Annotated in this window: 1 protein-coding gene (only partly in view); it reads right to left on the bottom strand. The window is 73.4% G+C overall.

Annotated elements, in window-relative coordinates; all coding sequences use genetic code 11:
• Positions 1-12: 12 nt before the first annotated feature.
• Positions 13-17,966 carry the 3' portion of a type I polyketide synthase gene (locus AC6F7H_RS00685; RefSeq protein ID WP_500754541.1) on the bottom strand. Its footprint extends 16,060 nt past the window's final position, so 17,954 of the gene's 34,014 nt are visible here — the last part of the coding sequence; its start codon lies beyond the right edge, outside the window — the gene reads right to left on this strand; its stop codon occupies positions 13-15.

Below are 17,966 nucleotides of genomic sequence, written 5' to 3'. Positions count from 1 at the left end.
CGGAAACGCCGGCTAGTCATCGCCGAGCTCCCTGTCGATGAACGCGAACATCTCGTCGTCCGTCGCCTGGTCGAGCGCATCGACCGCCGAAGGGGCGGCGACCTGCTGCATACCGTCGTCGCCGTACTTGGAGATCATGGATTCCAGGCGCCGGACGAGCTTCGTGACAGCCCCCGCGTCCGCGGTCTGCGCGAGACCGGCCTCGATCTCCTGGAGCTTGTCGAAGAGCAGGGCCGTGGCGGCCATCTCCTGCCGGGGAAGCAGCTCCGCGGCGAGGAAATCGACAAGCTTCGCCGAGGTCGGGTAGTCGAACACCAGTGTCGCGGGCAGCCGGAGTCCGGTGGCGGCGTTGAGCCGGTTGCGGAGCTCCACCGCGGTGAGCGAGTCGAAGCCCAGGTCCTTGAAGGCCTGGCGTTCCCCGACGGCGTCCGCGGAGGCGTGCCCGAGGACCTGGGCCACCTCCGTGAGCACCGTGTCCTGGAGCAGGCGGCTCTGATCGGCGGGCGACAGCGAGGCCAGCCTCTTCGGGAGCTGCGGCTCCTGCACGGTCGCCTGGCCGGCCCGCCGGACCGCGGCCGGGACGAGGCCGCGCAGCAGCGCGGGCACCGGGGTGGCGCCGTTCCAGGAACGGAGGGCGACGGTGTCGAGCAGCATCGCCACGATGTCGGCGCGGTCCGCGCCCAGAGCGGCGTCGAAGAGGGCCAGGCCCTGCTCGTCGGTCAGACCGGGGCCGAGACGCCCGGTCCGGTCCTGGAGATGACCGGTCATCCCACTCGCCTGCTGCCACAGGCCCCAGGCCAGGGACAGACCGGGCAGTCCCTGCGCACGGCGGCGGATCGCGAGGGCGTCGAGGTAGGCGTTGGCGGCCGAGTAGTTGGCCTGGCCCGGAGTCCCGAAGGTCGCCGACGCCGAGGAGTAGAGCACGAACATGGCGAGATCGCTGCCGCGGGTCAGCTCGTCCAGGTTCGACGCGGCGGTGGCCTTGGCGCGCAGGACGGTGTCCAGACGCTCCTGGGTCAGCGCGGTGACGATGCCGTCGTCGAGGACACCCGCGGCGTGGACGACGCCGGTGAGCGGGGTCTCGGCGGGGATGGCGTCGAGGACGGTGGCGAGGGCATCACGGTCGGCCGCGTCGCAGGCCACGATGCGGGCGCGGGCGCCGAGTTCGGCCAGTTCCTCGACGAGGTCGGCCGCGCCGGGGGCGCCGGGGCCCTGGCGGGACAGCAGGAGCAGGTGGCGGGTGCCGTGCTCGGTGACCAGGTGACGGGCGAGGAGCCCGCCGAGGGTTCCGGTGCCACCGGTGATCAGCACGGTGCCGTCACCGTCCAGCGGCACCGTGGTCGAGCCGGCGGCGGTACGGGCGAGGCGGGGCACCAGCAGTGCTCCGTCGCGGACCGCTACCTGCGGCTCGTCCACCCCGGCGAGCAGGGCCGGATCGAACGGATCGCCGGATGCCGGGTCGGTGTCGACGAGCACGATCCGGTCCGGGTGCTCCGACTGCGCCGAGCGCACCAGACCCCACACCGCCGCACCCACCGGGTCCACGGCACGGCCAGCACCCGCGGGCACGGCACCCCGCGTCACCACGGCGAGGTGTGCGTGCTCGGGGTGTTCCTCGCTCAGCCACTCCTGGATACGGCGCATCGCGTCACCGGTGACAGCTTCCACCGGCCCGTCTCCCACGGAGAACACCGTCCACGCGGAGCCGTCCGCCCCGTCCTCGGCAGCCCCATCCGTCACCGCGGCCGGTGACGCGGGCACCCAGTCGACCGCGAAGAGGGCGTCGCCGCGGGCGGCGGCGACCGGCAACTGCTCACGGGAGACCAGGGAACGGACGATCGCCACGGGGGCACCCGTGCCGTCGGCCGCCTTGACGCACACTCCGTCACCCGCGGGGACGATCGCCACCCGGAGAGCCGTCGCCCCGACCGCGAACAACTCCACACCCGACCAGGCGAACGGCAACCGCGGCCCGGAGGCCTCGGTGTCGCCCGCGACGAGACCGGAGGCATGCAACGCCGCGTCGAGCAGCGCCGGATGGATGCCGAACCCGTCGACCTGGCTCACGGCCTGCTCCGGCAGCACCACCTCGGCGTAGACCGCCGACTCGTCGCGCCACACCGCCTGCACGCCCTGGAACACCGGGCCGTACCCGAAGCCCGCGCCGGCCAGGACGTCGTAGAAGCCCTCGGCCTCGACAGATGTCGCGTCCTTCGGCGGCCAGACCGCCAGATCGAACCCCGGCGCCTCGGCACCCGATGCGGCGACCACACCGGAGGCGTGCAGGGTCCACGTCTCCGTGCCGTCGGGGCGCGCGTGCACCTGTACGGACCGCTCGTCGGACACGTCCGGCGCGTCCGGGGCCATGACCCGGACCTGGACCTGGACGCCGCCCGTGGCCGGGAGGACCAGCGGTGCCTGAAGGACCAGCTCGCGGATCAGTCCACAGCCCACCTCCCGGCCCGCCCGCAGCACCATCTCGACGAGCGCGGCCCCGGGAACCACGACCCGGTCCAGCACGGCGTGGTCGGCCAGCCACGGCTGCGAACCGACCGCCAGCCGGCCGGTCAGCACCATCCCGTCGCCCTCTGCCAGCGACACCGCCGCACCCAGCAGCGAGTGTCCGGCGCCCGCCAGACCGACGGCGCCCAGATCGCCGGGGGCCGTCTTCGGCTGCGGCCAGTACCGCTCGTGCTGGAACGCGTAGGTGGGCAGATCGATCACCTGGCCACCCCAGGCGGCGAACAGCGTCGTCCAGTCGACCTCGGCCCCGGTCGCCCACAGGCGACCGGCCGCGGTCAGCGCGGTGTCCGTCTCGTCCCGGTCCTTGCGCAGGACAGGGACGAACTCGGCGTCGGTGACGGTCTCCTGGGCCATGCCCGACAGCACACCGTCGGGGCCGAGCTCCAGATAGCGGGTCACGCCCATCGCCTCGAGGGCGGTGACGCCGTCGGCGAAGCGGACCGCCTGCCGGACCTGGCTCAGCCAGTACCCCGGCTGCTGCATGGCACCCGGCTCGGCCACCGCACCCGTCAGGTTCGAGACCACCGGGATCCGCGCGGGGCGGAAGCTCAGACCCTCCAGCACCGCCGCGAACTCGTCCAGCATCGGCTCCATCAGCGCCGAGTGGAACGCGTGCGACACCGACAGGACGGTGCACCGCACGCCGCGCTCGGCGCACTCCGCGGCATACCGCTCGACAGCCTCGACCGCGCCCGACAGGACGACGGAGTTCGGGCCGTTGACGGCCGCGACATCGAGACCGGAGCCGGCGACCTCCGCCTCGGTCGCCTGGACGGCCAGCATGCCGCCGCCCGCGGGCAGCGCCTGCATCAGCCGGCCCCGCTCCGCCACCAGGGTGCAGGCGTCGTCCAGGTCCAGGATGCCCGCGACATGCGCCGCACTGATCTCACCCAGCGAGTGGCCGAGGAGCGCGTCCGGGGTCACGCCCCACGACTCCACCAGACGGAACAGGGCGACTTCGAGGGCGAAGAGGCCGGCCTGCGCCCACGCCGTCTGTTCAAGGTCGGTGCCGTCGGCGAGGACGTCGCGCAGCGGGCGCTCCAGCCGGGCATCGAGGCGCGCGCACACCGCGTCGAAGGCTTCGGCGAACACCGGGAACGCCTCGTACAGCCCCAGCCCCATGCCCGCACGCTGCGAGCCCTGGCCGGTGAACAGGAACGCGGTCTTGCCGTCGCCCGCGACACCCGTGGCGAGCGTCGTGTCCCCGGCCAGCACCGCGCGGTGCTCCAGCGCGGCCCGGGTCGTCGCCAGCGACCACCCGACGTCCACCGGGTCCAACGCGGGACGCCCGGCCACGAAGGACCGCAGGCGTTCGATCTGGGGCAGCAAGGCATGCGCCGACTTCGCCGACACCGGCCACGGCACCGGAGCAGGGAGCCCGGGACGCGTCGGTACCGGGGCCGCCTCGACGGCCGGTGCGGCGGGCGGCGCCTCCAGGATGACGTGGGCGTTGGTGCCGCTGATGCCGAACGAGGACACCGCCGCGCGGCGCGGGCGGTCCGACTCGGGCCAGGGACGCGCCTCTGTCAGCAGCTCCACCGCACCGGCCGACCAGTCCACCTGCGGGGACGGCTCGTCGACATGGAGCGTGGCCGGCATCAGACCGTGCCGCAGCGCCATGACCATCTTGATCACACCCGCCGCACCGGCGGCCGCCTGGGTGTGCCCGATGTTCGACTTCACCGACCCCAGCCACAGCGGCTCGTCGCTCTCGCCGCGCTCCTGGCCGTACGTGGCCAGCAGGGCCCCTGCCTCGATCGGGTCACCCAGGCGGGTGCCCGTCCCGTGGGCCTCGACGACATCGACATCCGCCGCCGCCACCCGGGCGTTGGCGAGCGCCTGGCGGATCACCCGCTGCTGCGAGGGACCGTTCGGCGCGGTCAGACCGTTCGACGCGCCGTCCTGGTTCACCGCACTGCCGCGCACCACCGCCAGCACCTGGTGGCCGTTGCGCTGTGCGTCGGACAGCCGCTCCAGCACCAGGACCGCCGTGCCCTCGGACCAGCCCGTGCCGTCGGCCGCGGCGGCGAAGGACTTGCACCGGCCGTCGAAGGACAGTCCGCCCTGCCGGGCGAAGTCGACGAACACGGCGGGCGTGGACAGCACGGTCACACCGCCGGCCACCGCCAGCCCGCACTCACCCGACCGCAGCGCCTGCGAAGCCAGGTGCAGCGCGACCAGCGAGGACGAACACGCCGTGTCGACGGTGACGGCCGGGCCCTCGAGCCCGAAGGTGTAGGCCACCCGGCCCGACAGCACGCTTCCCGCGGTGCCGGTGCCCAGGAAGGCTTCCACACCCTCCGGGACGACGCCCAGGCTCTGGGCGTAGTCGTGGTACATGATTCCGGCGTACACGCCGGTCGACGATCCGCGCAGCGACATCGGGTCCAGCCCCGCGGACTCGAACGCCTCCCAGACCCCTTCCAGCAGCAGGCGCTGCTGCGGGTCCATGGCCAGCGCCTCACGCGGCGAGATGCCGAAGAGGCCCGCGTCGAAGTCACCGGCACCGGCGAGGAAGCCACCGGATCCGGAGACCCCGCTCCAGGTCACGTCCCAGCCGCGGTCGTCGGGGAAGTCGGTCACCCCGTCCCGTCCTGCCGTGACCAGATCCCACAGCCCCTCGGGGGACAGCACACCGCCCGGCAGCCGGCACGACATGCCGACGATCGCGATCGGTTCGTCCGCAGCCACCGGCCGTGTGGGCGCCACGGCGGCCGGTACGTCGGATCCCGACAGAAGACCGGCCAGGTGATCCGCGAGGACGTGGACACTCGGGTAGTCGAAGACCAGTGTCGCGGGCAGCCGGAGTCCGGTGGCGGCGTTGAGCCGGTTGCGGAGCTCCACCGCGGTGAGCGAGTCGAAGCCCAGGTCCTTGAAGGCCTGGCGTTCCCCGACGGCGTCCGCGGAGGCGTGCCCGAGGACCTGGGCCACCTCCGTGAGCACCATGTCCTGGAGCAGCCTGCGCCGCTCGGCCGACGACAGCCCCGCAAGCTGCCGCAGCAACGGCGACTCGCCGACCGCGGCCCGGGCCTGGCCTGCCCTGCGGACGACGGCGGCCGGGACGAGGCCGCGCAGCAGCGCGGGCACCGGGGTGGCGCCGTTCCAGGAACGGAGGGCGACGGTGTCGAGCAGCATCGCCACGATGTCGGCGCGGTCCGCGCCCAGAGCGGCGTCGAAGAGGGCCAGGCCCTGCTCGTCGGTCAGACCGGGGCCGAGACGCCCGGTCCGGTCCTGGAGATGACCGGTCATCCCACTCGCCTGCTGCCACAGGCCCCAGGCCAGGGACAGACCGGGCAGTCCCTGCGCACGGCGGCGGATCGCGAGGGCGTCGAGGTAGGCGTTGGCGGCCGAGTAGTTGGCCTGGCCCGGAGTCCCGAAGGTCGCCGACGCCGAGGAGTAGAGCACGAACATGGCGAGATCGCTGCCGCGGGTCAGCTCGTCCAGGTTCGACGCGGCGGTGGCCTTGGCGCGCAGGACGGTGTCCAGACGCTCCTGGGTCAGCGCGGTGACGATGCCGTCGTCGAGGACACCCGCGGCGTGGACGACGCCGGTGAGCGGGGTCTCGGCGGGGATGGCGTCGAGGACGGTGGCGAGGGCATCACGGTCGGCCGCGTCGCAGGCCACGATGCGGGCGCGGGCGCCGAGTTCGGCCAGTTCCTCGACGAGGTCGGCCGCGCCGGGGGCGCCGGGGCCCTGGCGGGACAGCAGGAGCAGGTGGCGGGTGCCGTGCTCGGTGACCAGGTGACGGGCGAGGAGCCCGCCGAGGGTTCCGGTGCCACCGGTGATCAGCACGGTGCCGTCACCGTCCAGCGGCACCGTGGTCGAGCCGGCGGCGGTACGGGCGAGGCGGGGCACCAGCAGTGCTCCGTCGCGGACCGCTACCTGCGGCTCGTCCACCCCGGCGAGCAGGGCCGGATCGAACGGATCGCCGGATGCCGGGTCGGTGTCGACGAGCACGATCCGGTCCGGGTGCTCCGACTGCGCCGAGCGCACCAGACCCCACACCGCCGCACCCACCGGGTCCAAGCCCGCACCGGAGTGGGCCGGAACCGCGCCACGGGTCACGACGGCCAGTCGCGAATCCGCGGAATCGGCGTCGTCCAGCCACTCCTGGATCCGGCGCAGTACGTCGCCGACCACGTCGCCCACCGGCCCGGTCCGACTGGCCGTCAGCGTCGTCCACATCGAGGCATCCGTCGCTTCCTCCGCGGCAGCGGTGGTCGCGGACGGGGCAGGGACCCAGTCGACGGCGAACAACGGATCGCCACCGGGCGCGGTGGCAGGCAACTGCTCGGGCGAGACCGCGCGCGCCATCAGGGAACGCACCCGTACCACCGGCTGACCGGCTCCGTCGGCCGCCTGCACGGTGATGCCGTCGCCCTCGGGACGGATCGCCACCCGCAGGGTGGTCGCCCCGACCGCGAACAGCTCCACACCCGACCAGGCGAACGGCAGCCGCGGCCCGGAGGCGTCGGCGTCACCGGGGAGCAGGCCCCACGGGTGCAACGCCGCATCGAGCAGCGCGGGGTGGATTCCCAGTCCCTCGGCGGACGTTGCGTTCGTGCCCGTGTCCGGCAGCACCACGTCGGCGTAGACACCCGACTCGTCGCGCCACACCGCCTGCACGCCCTGGAACACCGGGCCGTACCCGAAGCCCGCTGCGACCAGGGCCTCGTAGAACCCGGCCAGGTCCACCGCGGTGGCATGCAGCGGCGGCCACACTTCATGACCGAATCCGGGCGGCGTCCCCGGTCCCTCGGCACTCAGGACGCCGGTGGCGTGCAGAGTCCAGCCGTCCGTGTCCTCGGCACGGGCGTACACCTGCACCGGACGCTCACCCGTCGCGTCCGGATCGTCGACCCGGACCTGGACCTGGACGCCTCCCGCCGCAGGCAGGACCAGCGGTGCCTGGAGGACCAGTTCCCTGACCACTCCGCAGCCGGCCTCGTGCCCGGCGTGCAGCGCCATCTCCAGCAGCGCGGTGCCGGGGACCACGATCCTGCCCAGCACCACGTGGTCGGCGAGCCAGGGCTGCGCGTCGACGGACAGAACACCGTGGTGCACCATGCCGTCCCCGCCGGCCAGGGACACCGCCGCACCCAGCAGCGCGTGCCCGGTGCCGGCAGAGCCGACTCCGCCCGGCGTCGACTGCGGCCAGAAGCGCTGCCGCTGGAAGGCGTAGGTGGGCAGGTCGACCACCTGACCGTGCCGGCCGTCGAGCACGGCCGCCCAGTCGATATCGGTGCCGGAGGTCCACAGGCGGCTGATCGCGGTGAGCGTGGTGTCGGTCTCGTCGCGGTCCTTGCGCAGGACGGGGACGAACTGGGCTTCGCTGACCGATTCCTGGGCCATGCCCGACAGGACGCCGTCCGGGCCGAGTTCGAGGTAGCGGGTGACGCCCATCGCTTCGAGGGCCGTGACGCCGTCGGCGAAACGCACCGGCTGGCGCACCTGGCTCAGCCAGTACCCCGGCTGCTGCATGGCACCCGGCTCGGCCACGGCGCCGGTGAGGTTGGAGACGAGCGGGATCCGGGCCGGGTGGAACGTGAGGCCGGCCAGGACGGTCGCGAACTCGTCCAGCATCGGCTCCATCAGGGCCGAGTGGAAGGCGTGCGACACCGACAGGACGGTGCACCGCACGCCGCGCTCGGCGCATGCGGCGGCATACCGCTCGATCGCGTCCGAGTCGCCGGACAGGACGACGGAGTTGGGGCCGTTGACGGCGGCGACGTCCAGGCCGGAGTCGGCGACCTCGGCTTCGGTGGCCTGGACGGCGAGCATGCCGCCGCCCGCGGGCAGCGCCTGCATCAGCCTGCCGCGTTCCGCGACCAGCGTGCAGGCGTCGTCCAGGTCGAGGATGCCCGCGACGTGCGCGGCGCTGATCTCGCCCAGCGAGTGACCGAGGAGCACGTCCGGGGTCACGCCCCACGCTTCGACGAGGCGGAACAGGGCGACTTCGAGGGCGAAGAGTCCGGCCTGCGCCCACATCGTGCGGTCGAGGTCGGCGCCGTCGGTCAGAACCTCTCGGAGCGGGCGCTCCAGCCGGACATCGAGCCGTGCGCACACCGCGTCGAACGCTTCCGCGAAGACGGGGAACGCCTCGTACAGCCCCAGGCCCATACCGGCACGCTGGGAGCCCTGGCCGGTGAACAGGAACGCCAGCCGGCCGTCGCCGGCGACCCCGGCCGCGAGCACGTCCCCGTCGGACAGGACCACGCGGTGTTCCAGCGCGGCCCGGGTGGTCGCCAGCGACCAGCCGACGTCCACCGGGTCCAGCTCCGGCCGCTCCGCGGCGAACGAGGTCAGCCGTTCCACCTGCGTCCGCAGCGCGGTCTCGGACTTCGCCGACACCGGCCACGGCACCGGCCCCGTTCCGCGAGCGGCCCCGGCACCGGCCCCGCGGGCCGGCTCCGGGTCCGGCGCCTGCTCCAGGACGACGTGCGCGTTGGTGCCACTGATGCCGAACGAGGACACCGCCGCGCGGCGCGGACGATCCGAATCGGGCCAGGGACGCGCCTCGGTCAGCAGCTCCACCGCGCCCGTCGACCAGTCCACCTGCGGGGACGGCTCGTCGACGTGCAGTGTGGCCGGGAGCACGCCGTGCCGCATCGCCATGATCATCTTGATGATGCCGGCGACACCGGCGGCGGCCTGCGTGTGACCGATGTTGGACTTGATCGAGCCCAGCCACAGCGGCTCGCCGGCCTCGCCGCGCTCCTGGCCGTAGGTGGCGAGCAGGGCCCCTGCTTCGATGGGGTCGCCGAGGCGGGTGCCGGTGCCGTGCGCCTCGACCACGTCGACGTCGGCGCCGGTGAGCCGGGCGTTGGCGAGGGCCTGGCGGATCACGCGCTGCTGGGAGGGTCCGTTGGGGGCGGTGAGGCCGTTGGAGGCGCCGTCCTGGTTGACGGCGCTGCCGCGCACCACGGCGAGGATCTTGTGCCCGTTGCGCTCGGCATCGGACAGCCGCTCCACGAGCAGCAGACCCACACCCTCGGCCCAGCCGGTGCCGTCCGCCGCTCCCGCGAAGGACTTGCAGCGGCCGTCGGAGGCCAGACCGTCCTGCCGGTCGAACTCGGCGAACGCCGCGGGGCTCACCATCACCGTCACACCACCGGCAAGAGCCAGACCGCACTCGCCCGACCGCAGCGCCTGCGCGGCCAGATGCAGAGCCACCAGCGACGACGAACACGCCGTGTCCACCGTCAGCGCCGGGCCCTCCAGGCCGAACGCGTACGCCACCCGGCCGGAGATCACACTGTTCGCCGTGCCCGAGAGCAGATGCCCCTCGGACCCCGCGACACCGCTGTTGCCGTACCCCGACGACGAGGCTCCCGCGAACACTCCGACGCTGCGGCCCTTCAACGAGCGGGGGTTGACACCGGCCGACTCGAACGTCTCCCAGGCCGCCTCCAGCAGCAGCCGCTGCTGCGGGTCCATCGCCAGCGCCTCACGCGGCGAGATCCCGAACAACGCGGCGTCGAACTCGTCCGCGTCATGGACGAACCCGCCCAGCCCGGCCACACCGTCCAGGCCGTCCACGGGCCAGCCACGGTCGGCCGGGAACGGAGTGATGCCGTCGGCCGCGGACTCGACCAGATCCCACAACTGCTCCGGAGAGTTCACTCCGCCCGGATACCGGCACGCCATGCCCACGATCGCGAGCGGCTCGTCCGGCGCAGAACCCGCGGAACGCGCCGGCAGTGCGGAATCCGGCTCCTCGTCCCCGACGAGCTGCGCCAGGAGGTGATCACCCAGAACCGTCGGACTCGGATAGTCGAACACCAGCGTCGCCGGCAGCGACAGCCCGGTGTGCTCGGCCAGCAGGTTCCGCAGTTCGACCGCCATCAGCGAGTCGAAGCCCAGATCGCGGAACGCCCGGCCCGCGTCCACCGCCTCCTCACCCGCATGACCCAGCACCTGAGCGGCCTGCGCCCGCACCAGATCCAGCACCATCCGGCGACGGTGCTCCACCGCGGCCCCCGTGAATCGCCGGGCCCACGGCGATCCGGACTCCCCGGAGCGCACCGGATCCGGAGCGCCTGCCGCCTCCGGAAGATCCGCCAGCAGCGCGCTGGCCCGCAGCGAGGTGAACGCCGGGGCGAACCGCGGCCAGTCCACATCGGCGACCGTCACACACGACTCACGGCCGTCCACCGCCGTGGCCAGGGCCTGAATCGCCAGGCCCGGATCCATCGGCAGCAAGCCGCGTCGGCGCAGTGCCTGCTCCGCCTCGCCCTGGACCGCCATGCCGGCTCCGGCCCAGGGGCCCCAGGCCACGGATGTGCCGGGGAGTCCGCGGTCATGGCGGTGCTGGACCCAGGCGTCGAGGAAGGCGTTGCCCGCCGCGTAGGCGGCCTGGCCACCACTGCCCCAGGTCGCGGCGATCGACGAGAAGACGACGAAGAGGTCGAGCGGCAGATCCGCGGTCAGCTCGTCCAGCAGGACCGTGCCTTCGGCCTTCGCCCGCACCACGTCCGCGAACGCCGCGGCGGTGGTCTGCTCCAGCCCTCCCGTGTCCCCGACGCCGGCCGCGTGGACGACGCCTGTCAGCGGCATATCGGTGGGGACATCAGCGATCACCGCGGCGAGGGCGTCGCGGTCGGTGACGTCGCAGGCGGCGACGGTGACCCGGGTGCCGAGCCGGGCGAGTTCCTCGGTCAGGCCGTCGGGGGCGATGCCGCGGCGGCTGGTCAGCAGCAGATGCGGCACACCCCGGCCCGCCAGCCAGCGGGCGACCTCGGCGCCCAGACCACCGGTGCCACCGGTGACCAGCACGGTCCCCGACGGCTGCCAGCCCTCGCCGACCACGCCTGCCGGCAGCGCACGCGCCAGGCGGCGGCCGTACGTACCGGACCCGCGGATCGCGATCTGGTCCTCGCCGCCACCGGCCAGGACGCCGGCGAGGCGGGCACCCGCCCGCGCGTCCAGGACCTCGGGCAGGTCGACGAGACCGCCCCAACGGTGCGGCAGCTCCAGCGCCGCGACCCGGCCCATGCCCCACACCGCGGCAAGGCCGGGGCTCACCAGACGGTCCGAGCGGCCCACGGACACCGCGCCCCGGGTCAGCACCCACAAGGGCGCATCCACCCCGGCCAGTGCCTGCACCACGGACAGCGCACCCACGACGTCGTCCGCGAGCAGTACCACCCCGGCCACGTCAGCCGGCAGCGACACCTCTTCGGCTTCCACACCGACCACGGTCGCGCCCGCGGCGGAGAGCGCCGCGGACACGTCGGAGTCCTCGGAACCGATGATCGCCCAGGTGCCGGACAGCGTCGGCGGAACCGGATCGGCCAGCGGCTTCCACGTGACCCGGTAGCGCCACGAGTCGAGCGTCGAACGCTCCCGGTGGCGCCGCCGCCACTCCGCCAGTGCCGGCAGGGCCGACTCCAGACCCGCCAGCTCGGACAGGTCCTCGCGTTCCACCGCGTCCCAGAACGCGGCATCGACCAGCTCACCGCCGGTGGGTGCGGCGACGGGCTCGGGCCAGTACCGCTCCCGCTGGAAGGGGTAGGTGGGCAGGTCGACCGTCCGGCCGCCCCAGCCGGCGAACATCGCCGTCCAGTCGATGTCGGTGCCGGTCGTCCACAGGCGGCTGATCGCGGTGAGGGTGGTGTCTGTGTCGTCGCGGTCCTTGCGCAGAACGGGGACGAACACGGCACCGGTGGCGGTGGCGGTGTCCTGGGCCATGCCCGACAGGACACCGTCGGGGCCGAGTTCGAGGTAGCGGGTCACGCCCATGGTCTGGAGGGTGGTGACGCCGTCGGCGAAGCGGACCGGCCGGCGCACCTGGTGCAGCCAGTACGTGGGCTGCTGCATGGCACCGGGTTCGGCCACGGCTCCGGTGAGGTTCGAGACGACCGGGGTATGTGCGGGGTGGAAGGTCAGCCCCTCCAGGACGGCCGTGAACTCGTCCAGCATCGGTTCCATCAGGGCCGAGTGGAAGGCGTGCGACACCGACAGGACGGTGGACTTCCAGCCGCGCTCGGCGCACTGGGCGGCGTAGTGTGCGATGGCTTCGGTGGTGCCGGAGAGGACGACGGAGTTGGGGCCGTTGACGGCGGCGATGTCGAGGCCGGAGTCGGCGACGTCGGCCTCGGTGGCCTGGACGGCGAGCATGCCGCCGCCCGCGGGCAGCGCCTGCATGAGGCGGCCGCGCTCGGCCACCAGCACGCACGCGTCGTCGAGGTCGAGGATGCCCGCGACGTGCGCGGCGCTGATCTCCCCGAGGGAGTGGCCGAGGAGCACGTCGGGGGTGATGCCCCACGCTTCGATCAGGCGGTAGAGGGCGACTTCGAGGGCGAACAGTCCGGCCTGTGCCCACATCGTGTGGTCGAGGTCGGTGCCGTCGGTCAGGACCTCGCGCAGCGGGCGCTCCAGCCGGACGTCGAGCCGGGCGCAGACGGCGTCGAAGGCCTCGGCGTAGACCGGGAACGCCTGGTAGAGCCCCAGGCCCATGCCGGCGCGCTGGGAGCCCTGGCCGGTGAACAGGAACGCCGTCTTGCCTTCGCCCGTGGTGCCTGTGGCGAGCACGTCCCCATCGGCGGCCAGGACGGTGCGGTGTTCCAACGCTGCCCGGCTGGTGGCCAGCGACCAGGCCACGTCGACCGGGTCCAGTTCGGGCTGGTCGGCGACGAAGGCTCGCAGGCTTGCGATCTGTGCGCGCAGGGCGGTGTCGGACTTGGCCGAGACGAGCCACGGCACCAGGCTGGGCGTCTGCTGCTTCGTCACATCCGAGACCGGCTCGGGCGCGGGTGCCTGTTCGAGGATGATGTGGGCGTTGGTGCCGCTGATGCCGAACGAGGAGACGGCGGCGCGGCGCGGACGGTCCACCGCAGGCCACGCGCGCTGCTCGGTGAGCAGCTCCACCGCACCGGCGGTCCAGTCGACCTGGGTGGTGGGTTCGTCGATGTGGAGGGTGGCGGGCAGCAGGCCGTGCCGCAGGGCCATGACCATCTTGATGACGCCGGCGACGCCGGCGGCGGCCTGGGTGTGGGCGATGTTCGACTTGACCGAGCCGATCCACAACGGCTCCCTGCCGGCGCGGTCCTGGCCGTAGGTCGCCAGCAGTGCCTGGGCCTCGATCGGGTCGCCGAGGCGGGTGCCGGTGCCGTGGGCCTCGACCACGTCGATGTCCGCACCGGTCAGGTCGGCGTTGGCCAGCGCCTGGCTGATGACCCGCTGCTGCGCGGGCCCGTTCGGCGCCGACAGGCCGTTGGACGCGCCGTCCTGGTTGACGGCGCTGCCCCGCACCACCGCGAGGATCTTGTGCCCCTTGCGCTGGGCGTCCGAGAGCCGCTCCACCAGCAGCAGGCCGACGCCCTCGCCCCAGCCCATGCCGTCGGAGGAATCGGCGAAGGCTTTGCAGCGGCCGTCGGAGGCCAGCCCGCCCTGGCGGTCGAACTCGCCGAACACACTTGCGTCGGCCATGACGGTCACGCCGCCGGCCAGGGCCAGGTCGCACTCGCCGGTCCGCAGGGCCTGCGCCGCCAGGTGCAGGGCCACCAGGGAGGAGGAGCAGGCGGTGTCGACGGTGACGGCGGGGCCTTCGAGGCCGAAGGCGTAGGAGACGCGGCCGGACATGACGCTGGTGGCGTTGCCGGTGAGCAGATGGCCTTCCGCGCCCTGCGGGATCTGGGTGCCGGTGCCGTAGCCGGAGGTGGTGCCGCCGACGAACACGCCGGTGGCGGTGCCTGCGAGCGAGCGGGGATCAACTCCCGCCGCTTCGAAGGCCTCCCACGTGGTTTCCAGCAGCAGGCGTTGCTGGGGGTCCATGGCGAGGGCTTCGCGGGGGCTGATGCCGAACAGGTCGGCGTCGAACGCGTCGGCGTGGTCGAGGAACGCGCCCCGGCCGGCGATGCCCGCGGGCCAGCCACGGTCGGTGGGGAACGGCCCCACCGCGTCGCCCGCGTCGGCGACCAGGTCCCACAGGGACTGGGCCGAGGTCACCGAGCCGGGGAAGCGGCAGGCCATGCCGACGATGGCGACCGGCTCGTCCACGGCCACCGCCACCGCCCGGGCCTGCGACGGCGTCCCCGCTTCGGTGTCGGAGAGTTCGGTGAGGAGGAAGTCGGTCAGGACCAGGGGGGTGGGGTGGTCGAAGACGAGGGTGGCGGGCAGCCTGAGTCCGGTGACCGACTGGAGACGGTTGCGGACCTCGACCGCCATCAGGGAGTCGAAGCCGAGGTCGCGGAAGGCCCGGCCGGCTTCCACGGACTCCCCGTCCGCGTGCCCGAGGACGGCCGCGGCGTGGGTGCGCACGACGTCCAGCACCACCTGCCGGCGCTGCGCGGCCGGGGCTTCTTCGACTTGTCGTCGCAGGCTCGCGGTGTCGTCGTCGGCCGATGTCGGTGTGTCCGGGGTGGTGGCTTCGGGCAGGTCGGCGAGGAGCCGGCTGGGGCGGATGGCGGTGAACGAGGCCGTGAACGCGGGCCAGTCGATGTCGGCGACGGTCAGTCCCGACTCGCCGGCGTCGACGGCTGCCGCGAGGGTGCGCACGGCGAGTTCGGGGTTCATCGGGGCCATGCCGCGTCGGCGCAGGAGCTGCTGGGTCTCGCCCTGGACGGCCATGCCGGCCCCGTCCCAGGGGCCCCAGGCCACGGACGTGGCGGGCAGGCCGCGGTCACGGCGCCCGGCGGCCCAGGCGTCGAGGAACGCGTTCGCCGCGGCGTAGGCGCCCTGACCCGCACCGCCCCACACCGCGGCGCCGGAGGAGAAGACGACGAACAGGTCGAGCGGAAGATGGGTGGTCAGGGCCTCCAGGTGGGCGACCCCGTCGATCTTCGCGCCGATCACCGCCGCCGTGGTGTCCCGGTCGGCGGCCTCCAGCAGCTGCGCGTCCCCGACACCGGCCGCATGCACCACACCGGTGAGCGGAACATCTGCCGGAACACCGGCGATGACCTCGGCCAGCCCATCCCGGTCGGCGACATCGCACGCGGCCACGGTCACCCGGGCACCCAGTGCGGCGAGTTCCTCGACCAGGCCGTCCGGGGCGGTCCCGCGGCGGCTGGTCAGCAGCAGATGCGGCACACCCCGGCCCGCCAGCCAGCGTGCCACCTCGGCGCCCAGCGCCCCGGTACCACCGGTGACCAGCACCGTGCCCGACGGGTCCCAGTGACCCTCCGGCACAACTGTCGCCGCTGCCCGGACCAGGCGCCGGCCGTAGACACCGGAGCCACGCACGGCGGTCTGGTCCTCACCGTCACCGGTGGCCAGGACGGCCGCGAGGCGGCCGGACGCACGAGTGTCCAGGGTCTCGGGCAGGTCGATCAGGCCGCCCCAGCGCTGCGGGAACTCCAGCGCCGCGACCCGGCCCAGACCCCACACCGCGGCCTGCACCGGATCCAGCACCCGGTCCGACGCACCCACGGCGATTGCACCCCGCGTGAGCACCCACAACGGCGCGTCCACCCCGGCATCACCCAGCGCCTGCAACAGCACCGTCACCCGGGTGAGTTCATCCGCCACCCCAGCGGCGGTGCGGTCGGCCGTCCCCGCGCCGGCCGCCAGCACCACACCGCACACATCCGGCACGGCGGCGACCGCCGCGGCCAGGCCCGCACGGTCCACGACCCCGTCCACCGACAGGCCCGCCACGACGGCACCCGCCCCGGTCAACGCCCCGGCCACCTCCGCAGCACTGTCGCCCACCACCAGCCAGGTGCCCGACAGCAGTGCGGCAGAGGCCGTTTCGAGAGGCTTCCACACCACCTGGTAGCGCCAGGTGTCGATCACGGACCGCTGCCGCCGCTCCCGGCGCCACGACGCCAGCGCGGGAACCACCGACCCCAGCAACTGCGGGGCCTCCGACAGCTGCAGCGTGCCCGCGAGTTCATCGAGGTCACCACGCTCCACGGCATCCCAGAACCGCGACTCGACCGGGTCCACCACCCCGCCCGCAGCCTGGGCGGGCAACGACGGGACGTCCAGCCAGTACCGCTCGTGCTGGAACGCGTAGGTCGGCAAAGCGACCTGCCGGCCGGTGAGCACCGCCCGCCAGTTGACGTCGACACCCGCCTTCCACGCCTCGCCGAGGCTGGTCAGCAGGCGGCGCATGCCACCCTCACCGCGTCGCAGGGTGCCCAGCACCACGGCGTCGGCCCCGGTCGCGTCGATGGTCTCCTCGATGCCCACCGTGAGTACCGGGTGGGCGCTGACCTCGATGAACGTCCGCTGTCCCTGACCGAGAAGGGACCGGACGGCGCCTTCGAACTCGACCGTGGAGCAGAGGTTGTCGAACCAGTACCGGGCGTCCAGTCCACCGTCGACGCTCTCGCCGGTCAGGGTGGAGATCATCGGAATCGTGCCGGCGACCGGAGTCAGCCCGGCCAGGTCGGTCAGGATCCGCTCCCGCAGTTCCTTCATCCGCGGCGAGTGGGACGCGTAGTCCACGGACACGCGCCGGGCGCGGATGTCCCGCCGTTCGCATACGGCGATGAGCTCGTCGAGGGCCTCGGCGTCGCCGGAGACGACGGTGGAGGAGGGGCCGTTCACCGCGGCCACCGACAGCCGGTCCGCCCAGGCCGACGACAGCAGGTCTTCCACCGTGTCCCGCCCGGCGGCCAGGGAGACCATGCCGTCCTTGCCGGCCACGCTCACCAGCACCCGCGCCCGCAGGGCCACCGCACGGGCGGCGTCGTCGAGCGACAACCGGCCCGTCACGCACGCCGCGGCGATCTCACCCTGCGAGTGACCCACCACCGCGGACGGAACGACTCCTGCCGCCCTCCATACCTCGGTCAGGGCGACCATCACCGCCCAGAGCGCAGGCTGGACCACGTCCACCCGGTCCAGGTCCTCTTCTCGCAGCAGAACGTCGGTCAGTGACCAGTCGACGTACGGGGCGAGCGCCGTCTCGCACTCGGCCAGCCGCTCCCGGAAGACCGGCGAGGTCTCCCACAACTCCCGTGCCATGCCCACCCACTGGGAGCCCTGGCCCGGGTACACGAACACCACTCCGCCGCCGGAGCCCGCAACGGCGGACGTGACTCCGGCGGTCCCGACGACCGCAGCGGCTGTGGGCAGGGCGGCGAGCAGTTCGTCCCGGCTCTCGCCCACGACCACCGCGCGGTGTTCCAGCGCGGCCCGGGTCGTCGCCAGCGACCAGCCGACATCCGCCGGGTCCAGCTCCGGCCGCTCCTCGACGAACGACCCCAGCCGCTCCACCTGAGCCCGCAGCGCGGCCTCGGACTTCGCCGACACCACCCACGCCGACACACCCGAAACAGGCGCAACCGAAGCAGGCTCTGACTCGGACTGCTGCTCCGGCGCCTGCTCCAGGACCACATGGGCGTTGGTGCCGCTGATACCGAACGAGGACACCGCCGCACGCCGCGGACGCTCCACCGCGGGCCAGGCACGCGACTCCGTCAGCAGCTCCACCGCACCCGCCGACCAGTCCACCTCCGCCGACGGCTCGTCCACATGCAACGTCGCCGGCA

Source organism: Streptomyces sp. MMS24-W38 (genome assembly GCF_059889265.1).
This window is presented reverse-complemented; position numbering and strand designations above follow the sequence as displayed.